Raw genomic sequence first — 20,016 nt, 5'->3', positions numbered from 1 at the left:
CAGGGAGTAGTGGGAAGTCGGTGATTTCGCGGCTTCGGCATCCTGACGCTTGCTTTTTTTGGCGGAGTCGGCTATTTTATCAGCTACGCGGACGTGGCGGAACTGGCAGACGCACCAGCTTGAGGGGCTGGCGGGGGCAACCTCGTGAGGGTTCAAATCCCTCCGTCCGCACCACCGAGCTCAGCTCGGTTCCAAAAGATGATGGCGAAGCTCAGCTTCGCATTCTCTGATGAAACAACCGAGCGACCAGAGCGAGGTGTGGCTAGCTGAGCTGGCCCACCGAAACTCCAGAGCCGAGTTCAGTGGTGAGAATCAGCCGGACAACACCGGCTGGTTTTTGTATTTACCGAGCTCAGCTCGGTTTATTGCTCCAATCTTTCATCTCTCCCGCACTCCTGCACTTCAGCACTCCTGCACTCCGTCTCTCCCACACTTCATATTAATTGCTCGCGTCGCTTATTAAGGCTATAATAATGACCAGGATGAGAGGGCTCGCGTATCCGGACGATTAGCTCCACCCTCCGCTCCTGCGGAGTTGTGGGTGGCGGGCAGCTGGTCAGAGCGGGCCGCATCGCCTCATTGTTTACATCCTCCGGTGGGCCAGACGGGCATGTGGCTCAGCTGGTTAGAGCGCCTCGCTTACACCGAGGAGGTCGGTGGTTCGAATCCACCCGTGCCCACCAAAGGATGTAAAATATAAGTATCGCGGCCAGACCGCAGGTTCGCCTGTCTTCTAAAATAATCGCTTCGAAATTATGTTCGCCATCATCGGAAGGGTCCTGGGAGGTCTGGCGGCCGTCGGGGTCGGCCTGTTGTTCGTCATCAAGTCCGAGTGGTTCCTCAATAATTTTGGCGCCATCGAATGGGCGGAGCAGCATCTGGGCACGTCCGGCGGCACGCGCCTGTTCTATAAACTCATCGGCCTCGGCATCATTTTCATCGGTTTTCTGGCTGCTACCGGCATGATCGGCGGTTTCCTCATGGGGACCGTCGGCCGCCTGTTCACGCCTCCGGCCTAAACACTCCATCACTATGGCCTACATACCCACGGGCAAAGAACTCATCGATCCTTTCAAGGTCCTGGAGGAAGCGGATACGCGCGCCGGGATGAAGGTCGCTGATTTCGGTTGCGGCACCATCGGCCATTATGTTTTTCCGGCCTCGCGTCTGGTCGGTCCGTCGGGAAAAGTTTACGCGGTCGACATCCTGAAGTCCGTGCTCGGCGGCATCCAGGGCCGCATCAAACTGGAGACGGCCAATAACGTCGAGACGATCTGGGGCGATCTGGAAAGGCCCAAGGGCGTCAGTATTCCTGACGGCGAATTGGACATCGGTCTGCTCATCAATAATCTTTTCATGTCGCGCCATCGGGAGGCGATGATGAGCGAGTGTGTCCGGACCGTGCGCTCGGGCGGCAAGTTCGTCGTGATCGATTGGAAACCGACGGGGCCGGCGTTCGGTCCTGATCAAGCCTCCCGCATCAGCGCCGAGGAAGCCCGAAAATTGGCGGAAGCCGCCGGCTTGGTGTTTTTGAAGGCGTTCGAGCCGGGTCGTTATCATTACGGCCTGCTTTTCACCAAGCCGTGAGTCGATCGGATCAGTGAGCCGGAAGCGCCGCGCTTCCGGTTTTTTGTTGGGAGTAGGGAAGTGCTGGAGCCACGTCGTTCGCAAACGACGTGGCGGAGTGCTGGAGTGCTGGAGTGCTGGAGTGCTGGAGTGCTTCATCACTCCCTGACTCCGTCTCTTCCTGACTCCGTCTCTCCGTCTCTCCCATCCTCCCCAACTCCGCCGCTCACTTGCTTTTTTTTGGTCGCCTGTTAGAATGCCAACTCGTCGCTCATCATAAGCCTATGAACTTCATCAAGGGTTTCGCTCCGTTCCTCGATTATCGCTATTGGCTGAATCCCAACCCGGTCCCGCTGGGTCCGTCGCTGGTCGGCGGTATTTTGATATTTTTCCTCTGGTTCCTGGTGGTTGCGGCTATTTTGGCGATCATCGCCCGGAGTCTGAAGCGCGACCACGCGCTTAAAGCCGGCGTTTTTAACCGGTTCGCCAGCCTGCTGTTCTGGACCGGCTTCCTGGGGCTCGCGTCGCTGTTCTGCGCCTACGAGCAGGTGCCGCTGTTCGGCATGCGGTTCTGGTTCCTGCTCACTTTCACGGTCCTGTTGGTCTGGCTCGTCCGGGTCGTCATCTACGTCGCCCGCGATTATCCCCGCCTGCGGACCGAACTCGATGAAAAGAAACGCCTGGCTAAATATCTTCCCGGAGCGAATCGCTGATCCCGCGAGCGCCCGCTCGGCTCTCGGTTGGAACGGCGAGGCTTTGGCTGCTGATTATCTGGAAGCGTCCGGTTACCGCATCCTGGCTCGCAACTGGCGCGGCGGCGGCATGAATTCAGAAGAACTCGACCTCGTGGCCATGGAAGGCAGCGAGGTCGTTTTTGTCGAGGTCAAGACCAGACGTGGTCGCGAGTTCGGATATCCCGAGGAGGCGGTCACGGCCGGCAAGCGGGAGCGGTTGCGGCGGGCGGCTCACGGTTATTTGCGGTCTCGCGGATTGAGTCGCGCCGGTTTTCGCATTGACATCATCGCGATCGGTCCGCCGGTCCGCGGCGGCAGGGCGGCTCTGCGGCACATTCGCCGCGCCGTCGAAGAGGCGGATTGACGCGGCCACAGTCGGTTGCTAAGGTCTGGCCAGTTCTTTGCCAAGGCGATCAGCCTTTTTCCAAGGAGAACATCATGGACGGACAGACCATGTTCGATCTGGGTCGGGTCATTTTTTTGTCGGTCGCGGCGTTCATCGTGATCACGATGCTGTGCTGGAAGAATAACGTCGCGGCCTTCAAGGGCCTCGCGGCCTGGTTCCGGTCGCTGCCCCGGTGGTGGCGTATGCAGCGCGATCCTGTCTTCCGGCGCGAGCAGGAGTGTATCGCGGTCTATCAGATGGTCGCCATGGCGTTCTACGCCTGCCGCGGCCGCAAGAACCGGTTGCGGGAGCAGCTTGAGAACCTGGTCGACAGAAACTCCGCCGCGGATCGCCGGCTGCAGCACGAGCTCAGTCAGACGCTCGATGATCTCGAAGTTCTGCGCGGCCATCTGGCCAGGCATATCGCCGGCCTCGAGGATGAGGATATCGTGATCCTCGCGCTCTGGCTCAGCCGAGAAGCGACCGGCGGCCTCGTGACCCCGGAAGAAGCGGCAGTTTTCCTGAAAGAGGAGCGCGAACTGCTCCGCTCGCATCCGGTCATGGCAGTCAACCATTTAGAGCGTCAGATCCGGTTCTTCGCACCGCTGTACCAGACGCGCCAGGCTGCTGGCCAGGATCAGCCTCGGAAATAACGGTATCTCCGCGAGACGAAGCATCGCTTCGTCTCTTTTTATTGAGAGTGCAGGAGTGCAGGAGTGCGGGAGTGCGGGAGTGCAGGAGTGCTGGAGTGCTGGAGTGCTGGAGTGCTTCATCACTCCCTGACTCCGTCTCTTCCTGACTCCGTCTCTCCGCATCTCCGTCTCTCCCGCACTCCTGCACTCCTGCACTCTCTCCACCCACTGATTGACACCCGATCCCGGAATGGATAAGTTGTCGCCAGCTGTTCTTTTCTCAAACCGCTTCGGAGGCGAGCATGGCTTACGATCAGAAGTTTTTCGAGGCTTACGCGCAATATCTGGCCGAGCCGACCGTCCGCGAGAATCATGGCTGGGTTTTCCGGATCTTCGACGGCCGTTGCAACGCGAAGCAGGCCGCTGTCGTTGATCTCGGCTGCGGGCTCGGCGAATATTTCCGGCACGGAGCCTTTCGCGAATACGTCGGCGTGGACCGCCACGACCCCGGGCATCCCGGGCGCGTCATCAGCGGCGACTACGCCGACCCCGCTTTCTTGCGGTCGCAGCTGCCGTTCCCGCCCCAGGCTTTCGTCAGCCTGTTCTCCATCGAGGCTTGCCTGCCGGTCGTCGAACGCTACCGGATCTACGGCGAGCTGTTCCGGAATTTTCCGGAACTGACCTGCGGTCTCGTCGGCGGATTCTACTACGAATCGCGGCGCGATCAGGAGACCGTCGACGAGGCGGGCAATATCGTGAGCTATCAGACCATTGATCGGCTCGGCGAACATCCTCTGGCCGGCATCGAAGAAAGCCGCCTGGAAATGCACACGCCGTCGCTGATGTTCGGCCCTGACGTGGTCGAGGTCTGGAAGATCTTCCGGCGCATTTGAGACCGGAGCCATCTTGATCGTCGCGCGGCCCGGGATCCCGGGCCGCATTTTTATTGTCCGTCTCTCCAGCACTTCAGCACTCCTGCACTCTTAAACTCCCTGACTCCGTCTCTTCGTCTCTCCCGCACTCCGTATCTTCGCATCTCCGTCTCCCCATGACTTTGTCACTCTCAGCCTTGCCAAACCGGCTCAAATCATGTATTCTCCCCATAAGACTAGTTCTAATCCTAGAACTAGTCATTTTATATAAGTAAAAAATCAGCTCAGTTGAGCTAAAATATTCATACCGGCCCGGACGACAGTAGTCGGACGCGCCGCCACCAGCACTATGCCGTCACCGATAATGCAGGCCATCAAGCAGATCAGCGACGAGAAGAATATTTCCGCGGATTCGGTCATCGAGACCATCGAGGCCGCTTTGGCCGCCGCGTACCGCAAAGATTTCGGCGAGAAGGACCAGAACCTCAAGGTCAAGTTCGATCCTGAGTCCGGCAGTTTTGACGTGTTCGACGTCAAGACCGTGGTCGAGGATCAGGAATTGCCCGAAGAGACCGAGGCCGAGGAAGAGCCCGCGAGGGAGAAGCGGCGTCCTGGCGCTGCCGCTCCGGTCGAGTCGGCCGCGCCGGGAACCGAACTCGCGTCCAGCGAGGAAGAGGTCAAGCGTTTCAACCCGAAGACTGAGATCATGATCACCGAGGCCCGCAAGACCCTGAAGAAAGGCGCGGAGATCGGCGAGGAGATCCGCACCCAGCTCGACGTGCCGGCCGCGTTCGGCCGCATGGCCGCGCAGACCGCCAAGCAGGTCATCACCCAGAAGCTCCGCGAGGCCGAGCGCTCCAAGCTATTTAACGAATTCAAGGACAAGCAGAACGAACTCATCACCGCTTCGGTCCAGCGCCGCGAGGGCCGGATCGTGTTCATCGACATCGGCCGCTCGACGGCCGTCATGCCGCCCGAGGAACAGATCCCGACCGAGCGCTACGCTCCCGGCGATCGCATCAAAGTGCTCATCACCGACGTTCGCCTGACTTCCCGCGGCCCCGAGGTCGTCGTGTCCCGCGCCCATCCGGAGATCATCCGCAAACTCTTCACGGTCGAGATCCCCGAGGTCGCGGCCGGCGTGGTCGAGATCAAAGACATCGCCCGCGAGGCCGGCTCCCGCTCGAAGGTCGCCGTCTCTTCGACGCAGGATAACGTCGATCCGATCGGCTCCTGCATCGGCCAGCGCGGCACGCGCATCCAGACCATCATCGGCGAGCTGGGCGGCGAGAAGATCGACATCATCCAGTATGACGAGGACGCGGTGAAGTTCATCACCAACGCCCTGTCGCCGGCCAAGGTCGTGGAGATCGCGCTCGACGAGGATTTCCGCGCGGCCGACGTCATCGTGAACGACGACCAGCTCTCGCTCGCCATCGGCAAGGGCGGCCAGAACGTGCGTCTGGCTTCGAAACTGACCGGTTGGAAGATCAACATCCGTTCGCTGGCCGAGGTCGAGGGGCAGGTCATCGCGACCGAGGCACCAGCGGCCGAGACCGAAGCCGCCGAACCAGCAGTCGAGGCTGAAAAGACCGCTGACGATTCCGAAGCGGCCGAGGAGGCGGCCTAACCCACGGATTGACCGCGGTTTCGCGGTTCGCCGGCGCCGCCGGCCGACCCTGACCGCCGAACTATGAGTGAAATTTTCCACGAAGTCTTCTATCGGCCGATCTTCAACCTGCTGATCTTCCTGTACGACATCATCCCCGGTTCTGACATCGGCATCGCCATCATCCTGCTCACGATCGTCATCAAAGCTGCGTTGTGGCCGCTGTCCCAGAAAGCGCTGCGTTCGCAGAAAGCGCTGAATAACATCCAGCCGAAGATGGAGGCTCTGAAGAAGGAATACGCCAACGACAAGGACAAGCTCGCCAAGGAGCTCATGGCGCTGTATTCCAAGGAGAAGGTCAATCCGATGTCGTCCTGCTTGCCGACCCTGGTGCAGCTGCCGGTCTTCATCGCCTTGTACCAGTCGCTGGGCCGCGGCCTGCAGTCCAGCGGTTTCGAAGCCTTGTACGGTTTCGTCGCGAATCCCGGCAAGATCGAGCCGTTCATCTTCGGCGTGGTGGATCTTTCCGTCGCGAATCCGTATCTCGCCGTGGCGGCCGGCATCGCCACCTACTTTCAGGCGAAGATGATGATCACCAAGCAGCCGCCGAAGAGCGTTCCGGGCGCCAAGGACGAGGAGATGCTCTCCATGATGAACAAACAGATGCTGTACATGATGCCGCTGCTCACGGTCTTCATCAGCTGGAAACTTCCGGGCGGCCTCTCATTGTACTGGTTCGTCATGACCGCGCTCACCATCGTTCAGCAATACTACGCCCTGCGGCCCAAGCCGCCGGCCGCGGTCGCGGAAAAGATCTGACCCTGAAACGCTTATGAGACTCCGTGATAACGAGCTGCGCGGCCTGCCGGTCTTTTCCCGGGACGGGAGCCGGATCGGCAAACTGAAAGCGCTGGTCATTGATTCGGAGAGCCACACTGTGGCGCAGTACGTCGTCGCCAAGTCACGTTCGCTCTCGGCGCTGCTGCCGCAGGAACTGCTGGTCCATCCCACCCAGGTCATTTCGCTCGACGATGAGAAGATGGTGGTCAAGGACGAGTTCATTGCCGTCGAGGCGGCCGAAGCTGTGGCCTTGCGCGGTGCCGAAGCGGCCGTGCCGAGCGCGAGTCAATCGGTCAGGTCGTAGACAATTATCAGCCGACAGCCGCCGAGCCCAGCTCGGCGGTTTTTGTTCGCCATTTCAGTTCGATCCCGAGCGTCAGCTCGGGATATTCAGAGCGTTGAAGATCCGCTTCGAACCAACTTGACTCTTGCCTACGTGCGGATTAAGTTGCAGCCACGGCCATAGTGGCCGCAGCGTCAAAGGAGACGGTCATGGATCTTTTCCCAAAGCTATTCCCCGAGCTTGAGTCGTTGCGGCGTTGGAAGCTGCCTCTTCCGGATCATTTCGACGTCTGTGTCGACCCGCGGATGTCTTTCAAAGAACTGGTCCATTGGGCCGGATTTGATCGCGTGAGCGGTCTCACTGGATTCGACAGCCTCAAACGTCCGTGGCCCGAGATCTATCCGGCCAAAGGCGGCAAGCCTTACGTCCGCCGCTTCGAACTCCTGCAGCTCTGTGGGGATCATCAAAGACTCGACTTAGACGAAGCCTTGGCCGTCCTCGCCGCACGCGGTTATCGGCCGGCTGACGCTCGCGAGTTCCTGTCCTTTTTGGCCCAGTATCCGCATCGGCAGCGGCGTCAGCACGACATCATCCCCTTGGGTGCCGTGTACCAGGAAGAAGATCGAGTTTACGTCCTTGAGGTCTTTGATCGGCCGAACGAACGCGAGTACCGGCTCGTCTATCTGCTTCTGAGGAGTCGCAGCCTGCGCAGTTATTGGTTGAGCCACCACCGTTTCCTCGCCACGCGCCTTGATCCTTGATCCGGCTTACGGGTCGCTCGCTACGCCCCTCTCAACGGGGCGTTTTTTTTGTTCCGTCAGGCCGTCGCGATCCGCCTCGCTCCGTCTTGACACTCGCGTCTCGGCGGATTAAGTTTCGGTCACGGCCATGGCGGCCGCAGCGTCAAAGGAGACGGTCATGGATCTTTTCCCGAAGTTGTTCCCGAATTGGGAAGCGCGGCGGCGTTGGAAATTGACGGGCCCGGAATCTTTCCGCGTCTACGTCGATCCGAACGTGCCCATCGACGATCTCGTCCGTCAAGCCGGTTTTGACGGGATCAAGATTTACAGCCATGAGCCGTTCGCACGGCCGTGGTCCGAGATCTATCCGGTCTGCCACGTCACGCCTTACGTCCGCGACTTCGAAATCCTGGGACTTGATGGCTCCCTCTGGTTCCCGGAAACCGACCAGGCTCTGGCCGATTTGGCCCAGCGCGGTTACCGGCCGGCCGACGCCCACGAGTTCCTGTCCTTTTTGGCCCAGCATCCGCATCGTCTCCGGCGGCAATGCGACATCACCGCTCTGGGCGCGACTTATCGCGACCAGGATCTGGTCTTCAATCTCAGCCTCTGGGATCGGCCCTATCGGCGGACGTACGACCTGTACTTCATTCTGGCGCGGTCCAAGGGTTTTGCGAGCGGTTGGTCGTCTTACCATCGCTTCCTGGCCACGCGCCTTGAGCCCTGATCCGGCTCACGGATCGCTCACGACGCCTCTCTCGGCAGAGGCGTCATTTTTTTAGCCCGCGCGCGATTGACGCGGCGAGAGCGGCGTGTTTAGATCACCGCGGTTCTTTTCCTCCAAACCAGGAGTTCCGCATGCCGGGAATCATTTATCCTTATCTGCCCGAAGGCCGCTCCATCTGCTACGTCGGTCCGGATCGGTTGTTCATGGCCCTGGCCAAAGTGTACGCCCAGCGGCATTCGCTGGACCGGGTCATGCCGAACGCCGCGGTTCTCGTCAAAGGCAGCCGGATCATCGGCATCGGCGCCAACGGCAGCGATTACCATGATCTCCATGGCTGCCGCCGGGTGGAGTTGAAGTGCCGCAGCGGCGAAGGCTACGAGCTGTGCGACGGCTGCCACCCCCGGAATCATGGCGAAGCGAAAGCTCTCCAGAGCGCGCACAGCCACGGACATGATCCGCGCGGCGCGGACCTGTACCTGTGGGGCCACTGGTGGTGCTGCGAACCTTGCTGGAAGCTGATGGAGGCCGCCGGCATCCGGGACGTCTGCCTGCTGCAGGACAGCGAGACCCTGTTCAATCGCGAACATCCCGACAACATCGTCGACCGGCAGTTCATCTGAAGCGTCTTGACCGGGTTCTGGCCCGGTCATTTTTTTTTGCGCCAGTTCAGGTGGCGCCAAGCCGCGGCCGGCGCAAGCTTCGTTGCTTCGCGCCGCCGCGTTTTCACGCCGCTACGTTTTCCCGCGCTCGCCGAGACCCGCTTTTTAGATTATATTTAGGAAAGATTATGATCGCGGATACCGCTGACCAGGCACAACTTCGCGTTTCGCTCTTGGCCGCGCTGGCTTATTTCGACCTGTTCGACTATCCGCTGACGCTGCTCGAACTGCGGCGCTGGCGCTTCGGCGGTCCGGTCGCGGCACCGGAGCTCGACGACATCCGCGAGGTTTTGGCCGGCGCGCCGGTCGGCGAAGCCAGCGGATATTATTTTTTGGCCGGCCGGGAAGAGATCGTCCCCAGCCGGCAGCGGCGCTATCGGCTGGCGGAAAGCAAATATCGCCTGGCCGTCCGGTTCGCCCGTTGGACGCGGCTGCTGCCGTCGATCCGGCTCGTCGCCGTCTGCAACAGCCTGGCTTTTTCCAACGCCGACGAGGCCAGCGACATCGACCTGTTCCTGATCTGCCGCCCTGGCACGCTCTGGATCACGCGTCTGATCGTCGCTGGGTTGCTGCAGCTATTCGGGCTGCGTCCGGAGCCAGGCCGCGAAGCCGACCGGTTCTGCCTGAGCTTCATCATTTCCGAGGACCGTCTGGATCTGTCCGGCCTGGCTTTGCCCGGCGGCGATCCGTATCTGCTCTATTGGACCGCCACGCTCATGCCGCTGTACGACGCCGGCGGCGTGATGGAGCGTCTCTGGAACGCCAATGCCTGGGTGCGGACTTCCTTGCCCGGAGCCGTGCCGAATCCGCAGGCTGATCGCCGCAGCGTGCCGGTCGTCGCCGGCACGGGCTGGTTGTTGCCGCTATTGCGTCGTCTCGATGGTTTCGCCAAGCGCTGGCAGACACGGCGTTTCCCCGCGGCTATCCGCGAGCTGGCCAACACGGACAGCCGCGTGGTCGTGGCTGATGACATCCTCAAGTTTCATGTTGATGATCGCCGGGCCGATTACGAACGGCGGTTCCGCGAGCGGCGGGCCGAGGTCCTCAAGCAATTATGAATTTGCGCCGTTCCGTCCAATTGATCTTCGCGACGCTCGTGTTCCTGGCGCCGTTCGGCACCCGTTACATCTGGAGCCGCGGCGCGATCGCCGGGTTCCCGGTCGAGGCCGGGACCATCAGCCTTTTCGCGACGCAGATCCTCGCGGTCGTTTTCGTCTTCGCGGCTTTCGCTCTGGCGGCGCGGGAGCGGCGGCTTGGTCGGCTCGCTGGTCCGGCGGCCGCAGCGGCCGCGGCTTTGCCGCTCGCGGCCCTGCTGGCCTCCGTCATTTCCGGGCCGGTTTCCGGCTGGAATCTGCTCGCCGTCTCCTGGATCGCGCTCGGTGCGCTGGTCTTGTGCGGCATCAGGCTGGTCGAAGCGCCTTTCCTGACCGTCGCCGCGGCGTTCGTCGCTTCGGCTGCAGTCCAGGCCGCGCTCGCGGCGGCGCAATTCTTCACTCAGTCGGCTGTCAGCGCCAAATGGTTCGGCATGGCGCCGCATGAAGCCGCGGTCGCCGGTTCCTACGTCGTCGAGACCGCCTCGGGCCGCTGGCTGCGCGCTTACGGATCACTGGCGCATCCGAACATCCTCGGATTCTTTCTGGCCGTCGGGATCTTTTTCGCCGTCGGCCTGCTCCTGACCTTGCCAGCTGGCAGCCGCGCCCGCCGTTTGGCCGCGGCGTCCCTGCCGCTCCTCGCGGCCGGCATCTTCTGCTCGCTTTCCAGGAGCGCCGTCCTGGCCCTGGCCGCCGGTTTCGTCGTTTTGTTGATCTGGTCGGTCCGGTTTTCCAAGCCGTCATTCTCCGCGGTTTTCCGTTCGGCTCTGGCCGTGACCGCGGTCTTGCTGCTCTTCGGCAGCATTTTCAACGCGGTCGTCTTCACGCGGCTCAGCGGCTCCGGCCGCCTGGAAGCCCGATCGTTCAATGATCGGCGCAGCCAGCTCCAGGATGCCGCCGAGATCATCGCCGACCATCCGCTCATGGGCGTCGGCCTGGGCGAAATGCCGCTCGCACTCGAACGCGACCATGGCGATGGCCGCCCGGGCTGGGGTTATGAGCCGGTCCATAACGTGTATCTGCTCAGTCTGGCGGAGATCGGACTGCTTGGACTGATCGCCTGGCTCAGTACGCTGGCCCTGGCCCTCCACAGTTCCATGACCGCGGCCGCGCGCGGTTCGGCTCCGGCGGCCGTCATCGCCGCCGGCCTCGCGGCGGTCATCGTCGCATCCTGCTTCGATCATTATCTTTGGAGTTCGTGGTTCGGACAGCTGCAGTTCTGGCTGCTGTGCGGTCTGGCCTGGAGCTTCGGCCGCAACGACCCCGCGCCGCTTGACGTTTAGCGATTAGCACTCTAAAATAGCGAGTGCTAATAGCCTCTAATCATCACCTATATATTTGCTTAATGAAGCAGATATTTTATAAGCCATGATATGAAAGTCAAACCGCTGAATGACCACGTGCTGGTCAAAGCCACGCCGAAGACCGAGGTCACCAAGTCCGGCATCGTTATTCCGGAGACAGTCGAAAAAGAACGGCCGGAGCAGGGCGAGGTGCTCGCGATCGGACCCGGCAAACTGCTCGAAGACGGCAAGCGCGCTCCGATGAGCGTCAAGGTCGGCGACCAGATCATGTTCAAGAAGTATGGTCCGGACGAAGTGAAGATCGACGGCCAGACGCTGCTCATCCTCGACGAATCCGACATCATCGCCATCATGGAATAGTAATCCTTTGAACATCAACTATGGCTAAACAGATACTGTTCGCCGAGGACGCCCGCCAGCGCATCAAGAAAGGCGTCGACATCCTGGCCAAGGCCGTGAAGACGACGTTGGGCCCGGGCGGCAAGAACGTGGTGCTCGATCGGGGCTTCGGTTCGCCGACCGTCACCAAGGACGGCGTGACCGTCGCCAAGGAGATCGAGCTCGCCGATAAATTCGAGAACATCGGCGCGGAGCTCGTCAAAGAAGTCGCTTCGAAGACCAATGACGTCGCCGGCGACGGTACGACGACCGCCACCGTGCTCGCCGAGGCCATCTTCAACGAGGGTCTCAGGAATGTGGTCGCGGGCGCGAACCCCCTGAAGATCAAGCGCGGCATCGACAAAGCCGTCGGCCTGGTCGTCGAGGAGCTGAAGAAGATCTCCAAACCAATTTCCGGCGACGACATCGAGCGCGTCGCGTCCATTTCCGCGAATGATCCCGAGATCGGCAAGCTGATCGCCAGCGCCATGAAAGAGGTCGGCGAGAACGGCGTCATCACCGTCGAGGAATCGCAATCGTTCGGCATCGACAAGGAGGTTGTGGACGGCATGCGCTTCGACAAGGGCTACGTTTCCGCCTACATGATCACTAACGCTGACCGCATGGAGGCCGAGTACAACGATGCGCACATCCTCATCACCGACAAGAAGATCTCCTCGATCCACGACATCCTGCCGGTGCTCGAGAAGGTCGCACAGACCGGCAAGAAAGAGATCGTCATCATCGCCGAGGACATCGACGGCGAGGCTTTGGCCACGCTTGTCGTGAACAAGCTGCGCGGTTCTTTCAGCGCGCTCGCGATCAAGGCTCCGGGTTTCGGCGATCGCCGCAAGGAGATGCTCAAGGATATCGCGGCGCTCACGGGCGCCAAGGTCGTGAGCGAAGAGGTCGGCCTCAAACTCGAGGATACCAAGCTTGAGGATCTCGGCCGCGCCCGCAAGGTCGTCGCCACCAAGGAGACCACGACCATCGTGGACGGCGCCGGCGACCAGAAGATCGTCGCGGACCGCATCGCCCAGATCAAGAACGAACTCGAGGCCGCTGATTCCGAATTCGACAAGGAAAAACTCCAGGAGCGACTGGCCAAACTCGCCGGCGGCGTCGCTGTCATCAAGGTCGGCGCGGCCACCGAGACCGAGATGAAAGAGATCAAGCAGCGCATCGAGGACGCGGTCCAGGCCACCAAGGCCGCGATCGAGGAAGGCATCGTGCCGGGCGGCGGCGTGGCCTTGCTGCGCGCGTCCCGGGTCCTGGTCCATCGGGAAAAGGACGAAGCCAGGGAATCCGAGATCGGCAAGAATATCATTTATCTGGCGCTGCAGGAGCCGGTCCGCCTCATTGCCGAGAACTCCGGCGTGAACGGCGAGGTCGTGCTCGACAAGGTCAAGAATTCCCAGGAGGTCAGTTTCGGCTACGATGCCGCGACCGGCGAGTACGGCGACCTGGTCAAGGCCGGCATCGTCGACCCGACCAAGGTAGTGCGGAGCGCGCTGCAGAATGCCGCTTCCATCGCCTCGCTGCTGCTCACGACCGAGTGCGTCGTGACCGACATCCCGGAGAAGAAAGAAGAAGGCAGCCATGGCGCGCCCGGCATGGGTGGAATGGGCGGCCTCGGCGGCGGGATGTACTAGGTAGCGGTTAACCAATAGCCAGAAAAGCGGGGGTTCCTCAGTAGAGGGACCTCCGCTTTGAATCAGAGAGTGCTGGAGTGCTGGAGTGCAGGAGAGACGGAGCCACGTCGTTCGCGAACGACGTGGCGGAGTCAGGGAGAGACGGAGTATGGGAGTTTTGGGGTGTGAGAGTGCAGGAGTGAGGGAGTGCAGGAGTTTTTGTCGGGTCTCCCCCAACTCCTCCACTCCCGCACTCTCCCGTTCATTGGATCAGGTAGAGACAATGACTCCGTAACTCCGTCACTCCCTGACTCCCGCACTCTCTATATTCCCAATTTCTCAAAATTGAGCTAAGCTTCAGCAGTCGAAATTAAACTCTCTAGTTTGAAGTTTATGTCCGAAGAAATGAAGCCTGCCGAACAACCGGCTAGCCAGCCCGCCCCGGCTCCGGCACCTCAGGCCCAGCAATCCGCCCCGGCTCCAGCCGCCGCTATCGACAATAACAAACTCATGGCCGCCATTTCTTATATCGGCGTCCTGTTCCTGATCCCGTTGCTCACCGAAGCCAAGAACGATGAGTTCGTGAAGTTTCATGTCCGCCAGGGCATCGCCCTCTTTCTCGTCTGGGTCGTCGCCAGTTTCATCGTCTGGATCCCGTTCATCGGGCAGATGACTTGCCTGGCCCTCGTCGTCCTCTCGATTTTTGCCGCCGTCAAGGCTTATCAGGGCGAGCGCTGGGAATTGCCGGTGGTCGGCCAGTACGCTAAACAGATCAAACTTTAGTCGGCCAGGGTTCGGTCGGTCCGGGCCGCGGCTTTCCGTGCCGCCGCCCGTCTCGAACCTGTCAGCCATATGATCAAACAATACCTCCACGCCATCGACGAGATCGCCGCCAAAGTCTCCGGGACGTGGGGGTTGCTTTGACCTGGATAAGACCCACGGCGAAATCGAATCACTGGAATGGGAATCGCAGCAGCCTGATTTCTGGAAAGACAACGAAACGGCCCAGCGCGTCTCGCGCCGACTGGCCGAGTTGAAGGAATATTACGAAGCCTGGAAATCTCTCCGGACGGATTCGTCCGAACTTTTGGAGTTCGCCAAATTGGCCGCTGAAGAAGGGGACGAGGCTTCCGAAGCGGAGATCCTGAAGCAGTTCGACGCCATCAAGGAGCGCCTGGCGAAACTGGAATTCGCGACGCTCATGGATGATAAATACGACGACCGCGACGCCATCGTGGCGGTCCACGCGGGAGCCGGCGGCACTGAAGCCCAGGATTGGGCGGAGATGCTGATGCGGATGTTTTTCCGCTATGCTGAGCTTAAAAAATGGCGCGTCAAAACGTTGGATGAGCATCGTGGCGCTGAAGCCGGAATCAAGAGTGCGACCTTCTCCGTGGAGGGGCGCTTTGCTTATGGTCATCTGAAATCCGAGGCCGGGGTGCATCGCCTCGTGCGGCTTTCGCCGTTCAACGCCGACCATCTCCGCCAAACGTCCTTCGCCCTGGTCGAGGTCCTGCCCGATCTTGGCGACATCGAAGAGGTGAAGATCAAGCCCGAGGATCTGCGCATCGACACGTTCCTCGCCGGCGGCCACGGCGGCCAGGGCGTGCAGACGACCTATTCGGCCGTGCGCGTCACGCATCTGCCGACGGGCATCGTCGTCTCTTGCCAGAACGAACGCTCGCAGACCCAGAACAAGGAAACCGCCATGCGCATCTTGCGCGCCAAGCTGCACGCCATCTATCTGCAGGAGCGTAATTCCGAGAAGAAAAAATTGCGCGGCGAGTTCACGAGCGCGGAGTGGGGGAATCAGGCGCGGTCTTACGTCTTGCATCCGTACAAGCTGGTCAAAGATCATCGCACCAAATATGAGACCCAGGACGCGGAACGCATCCTGAATGGCGACCTCGACGAGTTCGTTGAGTCTTATCTGCGGTATCGCAAACAGGGCGGCGGCGACACGTCGTCCGCGGATGGCACGTCAGCGGCTGAAGAGGCCGAGTCGGACGATATTTAAGCTCATTTTCGCGGCTTCTAGAAGTCCTAAGGCGTTATCTGACGGTCGTATCATATGGAAACATTTATTGTAACTGGAGGCGCTGGTTTCATCGGCTCGCATGTCGTTGATCTCCTGGTCGAACATGGCCATCGCGTCCACGTCATCGACGATCTGTCGACCGGCAAGCGCGCGAATCTCAATCCGGCGGCGAACCTGCACAAGATCGATATCCGGTCATCGAAGTTGCCGGCCTTGTTTCGCCGGCTCAAGCCCGCGGTCGTCATTCATCTAGCAGCCCAGATCAGCGTCCGTCGTTCGAGCGAGGATCCGGCGGCTGATGCCGACATCAACATCATTGGCGGACTGAACGTACTCAAAGCCACTCACGCCGCCAACGCGCGGCATTTCGTGTTCGCGTCTTCCGGCGCGGCTTACGGCAGCGCCAAGACGCTGCCGACGCCCGAGGATGCGCCGCTCGCACCGTCGTCTCCTTACGGCATCGCCAAGGCCGCTTTCGAACGCTACCTTTTGGCCGACCACGAACTCTCCGGCATGAGCGATTCGATCCTGCGGTTCGCCAACGTCTACGGTCCGCGCCAGAATTCCAAGGGCGAGGCCGGAGTCGTGGCCATCTTTTTGAAATATTTGTGCGATGGCGTGTCACCGACCATCAATGGCAACGGCGGCCAGTCCCGGGATTTCGTCTATGTGGGCGATATCGCTCGTATGGTCGTGCTCGCGGCCGAACGGCGGCTGCACGGCATCTTCAACGTCAGCACTGGCGTCGAAACCTCGATCAATGATATTTTCCGCATTTTAAGGCAAATTTCCGGCTCCGAAGTCGAGGCTAAACACGCGGCGGCCAAGCCTAACGAGGATCGCCGGAGCGTGCTCGATCCGCGCCGTGCGGCCAAGGTTGGTTGGCGGCCGCAGGTTTCAATCGAGGAAGGGCTCAGCTTGGCGTATGCGTCAGTGGCCAAGACCCGCTCGCCGCGGCCGTCGGCGGAACATACCCGGCGCCCGGCTTTCATGAGATGAACGGCATGAGAACGCTGCGCATCCAACGCGATCGCGTTTCGCGAACGGCCTTGAGCGAGGCGGTCCGCGTTTTGCGTTCCGGCCGTGTCGTCGTCTTTCCGACCGAGACTGCCTACGGTCTGGCCGCCGATCCGTTCAGCCGCGAGGCCGTGGCCGCGATCTACGCCATCAAGGGGCGGACGAATGATAAGAAATTGCCACTCATCGCCGCCGATCTCCGACAGGCTGCCGCAGTCGTGCGGCTCATTGGCCCGGCGCGCCGTCTCGCGCTCCGACATTGGCCCGGCGCCCTGACCATCGTCGCGCCGGTCAGATCCGGCCGCCGTCCGGTCGGAGCCGGCGCTCGCGGCGCGACCGTCGCTGTCCGCGTGCCGGCGCTGGCCTGGGCCCGCGCGCTCGCGCGCGAATTCGGCGCGCCGCTCACTTCGACCTCGGCGAACCTTTCCGGCCAGCCGGCCTGTTACTCGCCGCGCGAGGTGCGGAAACAACTGGTCGCGCGCCGCCGACAGCCGGAGCTATTCCTGAACGCCGGGGCATTGCCCCGTCGGCCGCCTTCGACTATCGTTAAGATCGTGAAAGGCCAGGTCGTTATTTTGCGTCCAGGCAGCATAAAACTGGCTGAGAGCCATTAGCCGCAACCCCACATGGCCACGGGACACCTCCGGCATTACGTCGAACATTTCCTCGCCCCGCATCCGGCTCGCGAGGTCCGGGAGCTTTTCTGGTCCACGGCGATCCTGGATTTCGCCATGTCGCTCGTCATGGTGTTCGAGCCGATCTATCTTTATTCGCAGAAATTTTCAATCGAACAGATCCTCCTCTTTTACGCCGCGGTCTACGTGCTCTATTTTTTCCTGCTGCCGATCGGCGGCCGCATCTGCCGCCGGCACGGCTACGAGCACACGATCCTGCTCAGCTCGCCGTTCCTGATCCTGTACTATCTCTCGTTCTTCGCCATCTCTTACAATCAGCTGTTCATTGCCGCGGCCGTCGTGGCGCTCGCGATCCAGAAGATCCTGTATTGGCCGAGCTACCATTCCAACTTCGCGACCTGGAGCCAGCAGGCTGAGACCGGACGGGAGATCTCGAACATGTGGTCGCTGTCGGCGTTCGCGGCCGCGACCGCGCCGGTCGTCGGCGGCGTCATTGTCGCTTTCCTGGGTTTCAAAGCTCTCTTCATCGTCGTCTCGGTGCTGATCCTGCTCTCGAACGCGCCGCTGCTCCGGACCCCGGAATTCTTCATACCTAAGCCATTTTCTTATGGTGGGGCGCTGAAGCGGCTGGTCAAAAAAGACAACCGCCGCGCGCTCCTGGCCTTCATCGGCTACGGCGAGGAATTCCTGGCCCTGGTGCTCTGGCCGATCTTCGTGTCGTTCGTCATTCCGAACATGCTGTCCCTGGGCGCGATCATGTCGCTCGCCATGATGGTCAACGTCGTCGTCATCCTGTACATCGGCAGCCTCGTGGATGATGGCGGAAAAATGCAAGTGTTGCGCAGCGGCGCGTTCTTCACGGCCGGCTCCTGGCTCGTGCGCATCTTCGTCGGCGGCGGCCTCGGCGTCTTCCTGATCGATTCGTTCTATCGCGTCGCCAAGAACATGATCGGCATCCCGCTCGTGGCGCTGCTCTATGAGAAAGCGCGCTGCGACGGCGCCACCGAGCAGGTCATCTTCTTCGAGATGGCGCTGTCGGTCGGCAAGATCCTTGCAGCGCTCGCCGCCGTCGCGCTGTTCCGGATCTTCCCCGATGCCTGGACGCCCATCTTCATCCTGGCGGCCGGCTTCACGCTGCTGTTCGCCGTCATGATCGACAAGCGCGGCGAAACGCCGGACGAGACCATTGTGGCGCCGGTAGCATGACCGCGGAGGAGCTCAAAATTTTGCTCAATGAAGCCCGAATCGAACCCTGGAAAGGGCGCGGTCAGAATTTCTTGTTGGACGAAAAAGTGATCGACCAGATGGTCGCGGCCGCGGGCATCGAACGTGGTTCCGCCGCGGTCGAGATCGGTCCGGGAGCCGGCGTCCTCACCGGCCGGCTGCTCGAGCGCGGCGCGCGCGTCGCGGCCGTCGAGATCGATCCGCGGCTCTGCTCGTTCCTGCGCCGCCGTTTCGACAAGCAGGATCTGCAGGTGCTGGAGGGCGACGCGCTGGCCTTCACGAACGCGGCGCTGGCCGAAGCGGCCGGCGGTTCGCGATCCGGTTACCGCGTCGTCGCCAACATCCCGTACGCCATCACGAGCGCCCTCATCCAGAAGTTCCTGCTCGAAGCGCCGCAGCCGGCAAGTTTCACGCTCATGGTCCAGGCCGAGGTCGCTGACCGCGTCCTGGCCGCGCCGGGCGAGATGAGTTCGCTCGCGGTGCTCGTCCAGACCCTGGCGCAAGCCGCGCTCGTGGTCCGGGTGCCGCGCGCCAGCTTCTATCCCGCCCCGCAAGTCGACTCCGCAGTTATCCACATCAAGCCGTTTTCATCAGCCGAACTCAGCGCCAGATTCGGCGCCGCTTGGTCGGCTGAACGGCATTTCCGGGTGACCCGGGCGGCTTTTCAGGAACCCCGCAAACAGATCAAGAACACGCTGCGCCAGCTGGGTCTCAGCGATATTTTGCTCAATGAAGCTATAATTTCAGCTAGTTTAAAGCCCGAATCCAGGCCCCAGGAACTCTCCGTCAGCGATTGGGCGCGCCTCTCCATCGAGCTCGCCAAGCGGTCCTGAAACCCCCTTAATTTACCTTGGACGCGGGTCTGAGCCCGTGTTATAATTGTATAGGAACGATTAAGCGCAACTCGCGTGCTCAATACTAACCAAAAAATGGCTTTGACGATCGTCGTGGTCATCGGTACGGCCACGCTTCTTTTTGATGTCATCAGCCTGAATAAGTCCGTGATTTCGCCCTTCTTCCAGCCGCAGGCTACGGGCACCATCAAAACGTCGGATCAGATCGAGCAGGAGCGGGTAGCGTCTTTGAAATCCATGGACACCGACAAGGACGGGCTCACTGATTTCGACGAACTTTACGCGTTTCGGACCAGTCCTTATATCGCCGACACTGATTCCGACGGTACTCCTGACGGGCTGGAGATCAGCCAGAACAGCGACCCCAATTGTCCGGCCGGCAAGACTTGCCGCCAGGTTTCCATTTCATCTTCGAGCGGCGCGTCTACGGCTCCGACCTTGTCGTCTGGTCTGACCGATCTGCCGGAAGAGCCGGTCAAAGAATCGGTGGTCTCGGACAGCCAGAGTCCGCTGATCCAGGCTGTCACGCGCATCTTCGGCGATCCGGCCGAGCTGACCCAGAAGAAAGCCGAGGCGATCGTGGCGCAGATGACCGGCGATGATCTGAGAAAGTTTTACGTCGAGATCGGACTGCCCACCGAATTGGTCGCGAAAGCTCCCGATGACGCGCTGCGTCAGCTGATGTTGGACACTTTGAAAGATGCTGGTTTGACTAACAACGACACCGGACAATGATCCGGAGACGTCGCCTCAGCCAGCAGCCGCCAGCGTCGCAAATTAAATTAATCCGGATCAAC

At 60.9% G+C, this 20,016-nt stretch carries 23 protein-coding genes and 2 tRNA genes; all 25 read left to right on the top strand.

Annotated elements, in window-relative coordinates:
• The first annotated feature begins 87 nt into the window (after positions 1-87).
• The 25 genes from WCT10_04290 (at position 88) to WCT10_04170 (ending at position 19,954) form a co-directional block, all read left to right on the top strand.
• A tRNA-Leu gene (locus WCT10_04290) sits at positions 88-174 on the top strand.
• 432 nt (positions 175-606) lie between these two features.
• Positions 607-683, top strand: a tRNA-Val gene (locus tag WCT10_04285).
• A gap of 72 nt (positions 684-755) precedes the next feature.
• Complete coding sequence (locus WCT10_04280; protein MFA6604025.1) at positions 756-1,019, top strand: hypothetical protein; 264 nt, start codon at positions 756-758, stop codon at positions 1,017-1,019.
• Positions 1,020-1,032: 13 nt separating this feature from the next.
• On the top strand, positions 1,033-1,587 hold the full coding sequence (locus WCT10_04275; GenBank protein ID MFA6604024.1) for a methyltransferase domain-containing protein: 555 nt from the start codon (positions 1,033-1,035) through the stop codon (positions 1,585-1,587).
• 263 nt (positions 1,588-1,850) lie between these two features.
• On the top strand, positions 1,851-2,279 hold the full coding sequence (locus tag WCT10_04270) for a hypothetical protein (GenBank protein MFA6604023.1): 429 nt from the start codon (positions 1,851-1,853) through the stop codon (positions 2,277-2,279).
• On the top strand, positions 2,233-2,664 hold the full coding sequence (locus tag WCT10_04265; protein ID MFA6604022.1) for a YraN family protein: 432 nt from the start codon (positions 2,233-2,235) through the stop codon (positions 2,662-2,664). The genes WCT10_04270 and WCT10_04265 overlap by 47 nt, the downstream gene beginning before the upstream one ends.
• A 74-nt stretch (positions 2,665-2,738) precedes the next feature.
• Entirely contained in the window at positions 2,739-3,338 is a 600-nt protein-coding gene (locus WCT10_04260; GenBank protein MFA6604021.1) for a hypothetical protein, read from the top strand.
• Between the two features lie 281 nt (positions 3,339-3,619).
• Positions 3,620-4,210 (top strand): class I SAM-dependent methyltransferase, encoded by a 591-nt coding sequence (locus WCT10_04255; GenBank protein ID MFA6604020.1) that lies wholly within the window; start codon positions 3,620-3,622, stop codon positions 4,208-4,210.
• 328 nt (positions 4,211-4,538) lie between these two features.
• A complete protein-coding gene (nusA, locus tag WCT10_04250; GenBank protein ID MFA6604019.1) occupies positions 4,539-5,819 on the top strand; it encodes a transcription termination factor NusA in 1,281 nt (426 codons plus the stop codon).
• 63 nt (positions 5,820-5,882) lie between these two features.
• Complete coding sequence (locus WCT10_04245) at positions 5,883-6,617, top strand: YidC/Oxa1 family membrane protein insertase (protein ID MFA6604018.1); 735 nt, start codon at positions 5,883-5,885, stop codon at positions 6,615-6,617.
• Positions 6,618-6,630: 13 nt separating this feature from the next.
• Positions 6,631-6,942, top strand: a complete 312-nt coding sequence (locus WCT10_04240) for a PRC-barrel domain-containing protein (GenBank protein MFA6604017.1) — start codon at positions 6,631-6,633, stop codon at positions 6,940-6,942.
• A 188-nt stretch (positions 6,943-7,130) separates the two neighbouring features.
• Complete coding sequence (locus tag WCT10_04235; protein ID MFA6604016.1) at positions 7,131-7,682, top strand: hypothetical protein; 552 nt, start codon at positions 7,131-7,133, stop codon at positions 7,680-7,682.
• Between the two features lie 157 nt (positions 7,683-7,839).
• Positions 7,840-8,388 carry a hypothetical protein gene (locus WCT10_04230; GenBank protein MFA6604015.1) on the top strand — a complete coding sequence of 183 codons (549 nt, stop codon included), beginning with the start codon at positions 7,840-7,842 and terminating at the stop codon, positions 8,386-8,388.
• 131 nt (positions 8,389-8,519) lie between these two features.
• Positions 8,520-9,008: a deaminase gene (locus WCT10_04225; protein ID MFA6604014.1), complete on the top strand. Its 489-nt coding sequence runs from the start codon at positions 8,520-8,522 to the stop codon at positions 9,006-9,008.
• A 167-nt stretch (positions 9,009-9,175) separates the two neighbouring features.
• Positions 9,176-10,105 (top strand): hypothetical protein, encoded by a 930-nt coding sequence (locus tag WCT10_04220; protein ID MFA6604013.1) that lies wholly within the window; start codon positions 9,176-9,178, stop codon positions 10,103-10,105.
• Positions 10,102-11,421 (top strand): O-antigen ligase family protein, encoded by a 1,320-nt coding sequence (locus tag WCT10_04215; protein ID MFA6604012.1) that lies wholly within the window; start codon positions 10,102-10,104, stop codon positions 11,419-11,421. Before WCT10_04220 ends, WCT10_04215 begins: the two co-directional genes overlap by 4 nt.
• Before the next feature lie 90 nt (positions 11,422-11,511).
• Entirely contained in the window at positions 11,512-11,802 is a 291-nt protein-coding gene (locus tag WCT10_04210) for a co-chaperone GroES (protein MFA6604011.1), read from the top strand.
• Positions 11,803-11,822: 20 nt separating this feature from the next.
• A complete protein-coding gene (gene groL, locus WCT10_04205) occupies positions 11,823-13,472 on the top strand; it encodes a chaperonin GroEL (GenBank protein ID MFA6604010.1) in 1,650 nt (549 codons plus the stop codon).
• 372 nt (positions 13,473-13,844) lie between these two features.
• Positions 13,845-14,234, top strand: a complete 390-nt coding sequence (locus tag WCT10_04200) for a hypothetical protein (GenBank protein ID MFA6604009.1) — start codon at positions 13,845-13,847, stop codon at positions 14,232-14,234.
• 142 nt (positions 14,235-14,376) lie between these two features.
• Positions 14,377-15,468, top strand: a complete 1,092-nt coding sequence (gene prfB / locus WCT10_04195; protein ID MFA6604008.1) for a peptide chain release factor 2 — start codon at positions 14,377-14,379, stop codon at positions 15,466-15,468.
• Positions 15,469-15,522: 54 nt separating this feature from the next.
• Positions 15,523-16,488, top strand: a complete 966-nt coding sequence (locus WCT10_04190) for an NAD-dependent epimerase/dehydratase family protein (protein MFA6604007.1) — start codon at positions 15,523-15,525, stop codon at positions 16,486-16,488.
• Positions 16,485-17,120: an L-threonylcarbamoyladenylate synthase gene (locus WCT10_04185; protein MFA6604006.1), complete on the top strand. Its 636-nt coding sequence runs from the start codon at positions 16,485-16,487 to the stop codon at positions 17,118-17,120. The genes WCT10_04190 and WCT10_04185 overlap by 4 nt, the downstream gene beginning before the upstream one ends.
• A 12-nt stretch (positions 17,121-17,132) precedes the next feature.
• On the top strand, positions 17,133-18,347 hold the full coding sequence (locus tag WCT10_04180; protein ID MFA6604005.1) for an MFS transporter: 1,215 nt from the start codon (positions 17,133-17,135) through the stop codon (positions 18,345-18,347).
• Positions 18,348-18,367: 20 nt separating this feature from the next.
• Positions 18,368-19,198: a 16S rRNA (adenine(1518)-N(6)/adenine(1519)-N(6))-dimethyltransferase RsmA gene (gene rsmA, locus WCT10_04175; GenBank protein ID MFA6604004.1), complete on the top strand. Its 831-nt coding sequence runs from the start codon at positions 18,368-18,370 to the stop codon at positions 19,196-19,198.
• A 96-nt stretch (positions 19,199-19,294) separates the two neighbouring features.
• The gene (locus tag WCT10_04170; GenBank protein MFA6604003.1) at positions 19,295-19,954 is read left to right on the top strand and encodes a hypothetical protein; all 660 of its coding nucleotides are present in this window, start codon (positions 19,295-19,297) and stop codon (positions 19,952-19,954) included.
• The last annotated feature ends 62 nt before the right edge of the window (positions 19,955-20,016 follow it).

This window comes from Patescibacteria group bacterium (assembly GCA_041667185.1).
Taxonomy (GTDB): domain Bacteria; phylum Patescibacteriota; class Patescibacteriia; order SG8-24; family SG8-24; genus JBAYFM01.
This window is presented reverse-complemented; position numbering and strand designations above follow the sequence as displayed.

Excerpts from the sequence above, each read along its gene's own strand:
- WCT10_04215 (MFA6604012.1), top strand. The coding sequence starts at position 10,102 with ATGAATTTGCGCCGTTCCGTCCAATTGATCTTCGCGACGCTCGTGTTC.
- WCT10_04265 (MFA6604022.1), top strand. The coding sequence starts at position 2,233 with ATGAAAAGAAACGCCTGGCTAAATATCTTCCCGGAGCGAATCGCTGAT.
- WCT10_04235 (MFA6604016.1), top strand. The coding sequence starts at position 7,131 with ATGGATCTTTTCCCAAAGCTATTCCCCGAGCTTGAGTCGTTGCGGCGT.
- WCT10_04270 (MFA6604023.1), top strand. The coding sequence starts at position 1,851 with ATGAACTTCATCAAGGGTTTCGCTCCGTTCCTCGATTATCGCTATTGG.
- WCT10_04200 (MFA6604009.1), top strand. The coding sequence starts at position 13,845 with ATGTCCGAAGAAATGAAGCCTGCCGAACAACCGGCTAGCCAGCCCGCC.
- WCT10_04230 (MFA6604015.1), top strand. The coding sequence starts at position 7,840 with ATGGATCTTTTCCCGAAGTTGTTCCCGAATTGGGAAGCGCGGCGGCGT.
- WCT10_04260 (MFA6604021.1), top strand. The coding sequence starts at position 2,739 with ATGGACGGACAGACCATGTTCGATCTGGGTCGGGTCATTTTTTTGTCG.
- groL (MFA6604010.1), top strand. The coding sequence starts at position 11,823 with ATGGCTAAACAGATACTGTTCGCCGAGGACGCCCGCCAGCGCATCAAG.
- WCT10_04275 (MFA6604024.1), top strand. The coding sequence starts at position 1,033 with ATGGCCTACATACCCACGGGCAAAGAACTCATCGATCCTTTCAAGGTC.
- WCT10_04170 (MFA6604003.1), top strand. The coding sequence starts at position 19,295 with ATGGCTTTGACGATCGTCGTGGTCATCGGTACGGCCACGCTTCTTTTT.
- WCT10_04185 (MFA6604006.1), top strand. The coding sequence starts at position 16,485 with ATGAACGGCATGAGAACGCTGCGCATCCAACGCGATCGCGTTTCGCGA.
- WCT10_04220 (MFA6604013.1), top strand. The coding sequence starts at position 9,176 with ATGATCGCGGATACCGCTGACCAGGCACAACTTCGCGTTTCGCTCTTG.
- WCT10_04245 (MFA6604018.1), top strand. The coding sequence starts at position 5,883 with ATGAGTGAAATTTTCCACGAAGTCTTCTATCGGCCGATCTTCAACCTG.
- WCT10_04255 (MFA6604020.1), top strand. The coding sequence starts at position 3,620 with ATGGCTTACGATCAGAAGTTTTTCGAGGCTTACGCGCAATATCTGGCC.
- WCT10_04210 (MFA6604011.1), top strand. The coding sequence starts at position 11,512 with ATGAAAGTCAAACCGCTGAATGACCACGTGCTGGTCAAAGCCACGCCG.
- WCT10_04280 (MFA6604025.1), top strand. The coding sequence starts at position 756 with ATGTTCGCCATCATCGGAAGGGTCCTGGGAGGTCTGGCGGCCGTCGGG.
- nusA (MFA6604019.1), top strand. The coding sequence starts at position 4,539 with ATGCCGTCACCGATAATGCAGGCCATCAAGCAGATCAGCGACGAGAAG.
- WCT10_04240 (MFA6604017.1), top strand. The coding sequence starts at position 6,631 with ATGAGACTCCGTGATAACGAGCTGCGCGGCCTGCCGGTCTTTTCCCGG.
- WCT10_04180 (MFA6604005.1), top strand. The coding sequence starts at position 17,133 with ATGGCCACGGGACACCTCCGGCATTACGTCGAACATTTCCTCGCCCCG.
- WCT10_04225 (MFA6604014.1), top strand. The coding sequence starts at position 8,520 with ATGCCGGGAATCATTTATCCTTATCTGCCCGAAGGCCGCTCCATCTGC.
- WCT10_04190 (MFA6604007.1), top strand. The coding sequence starts at position 15,523 with ATGGAAACATTTATTGTAACTGGAGGCGCTGGTTTCATCGGCTCGCAT.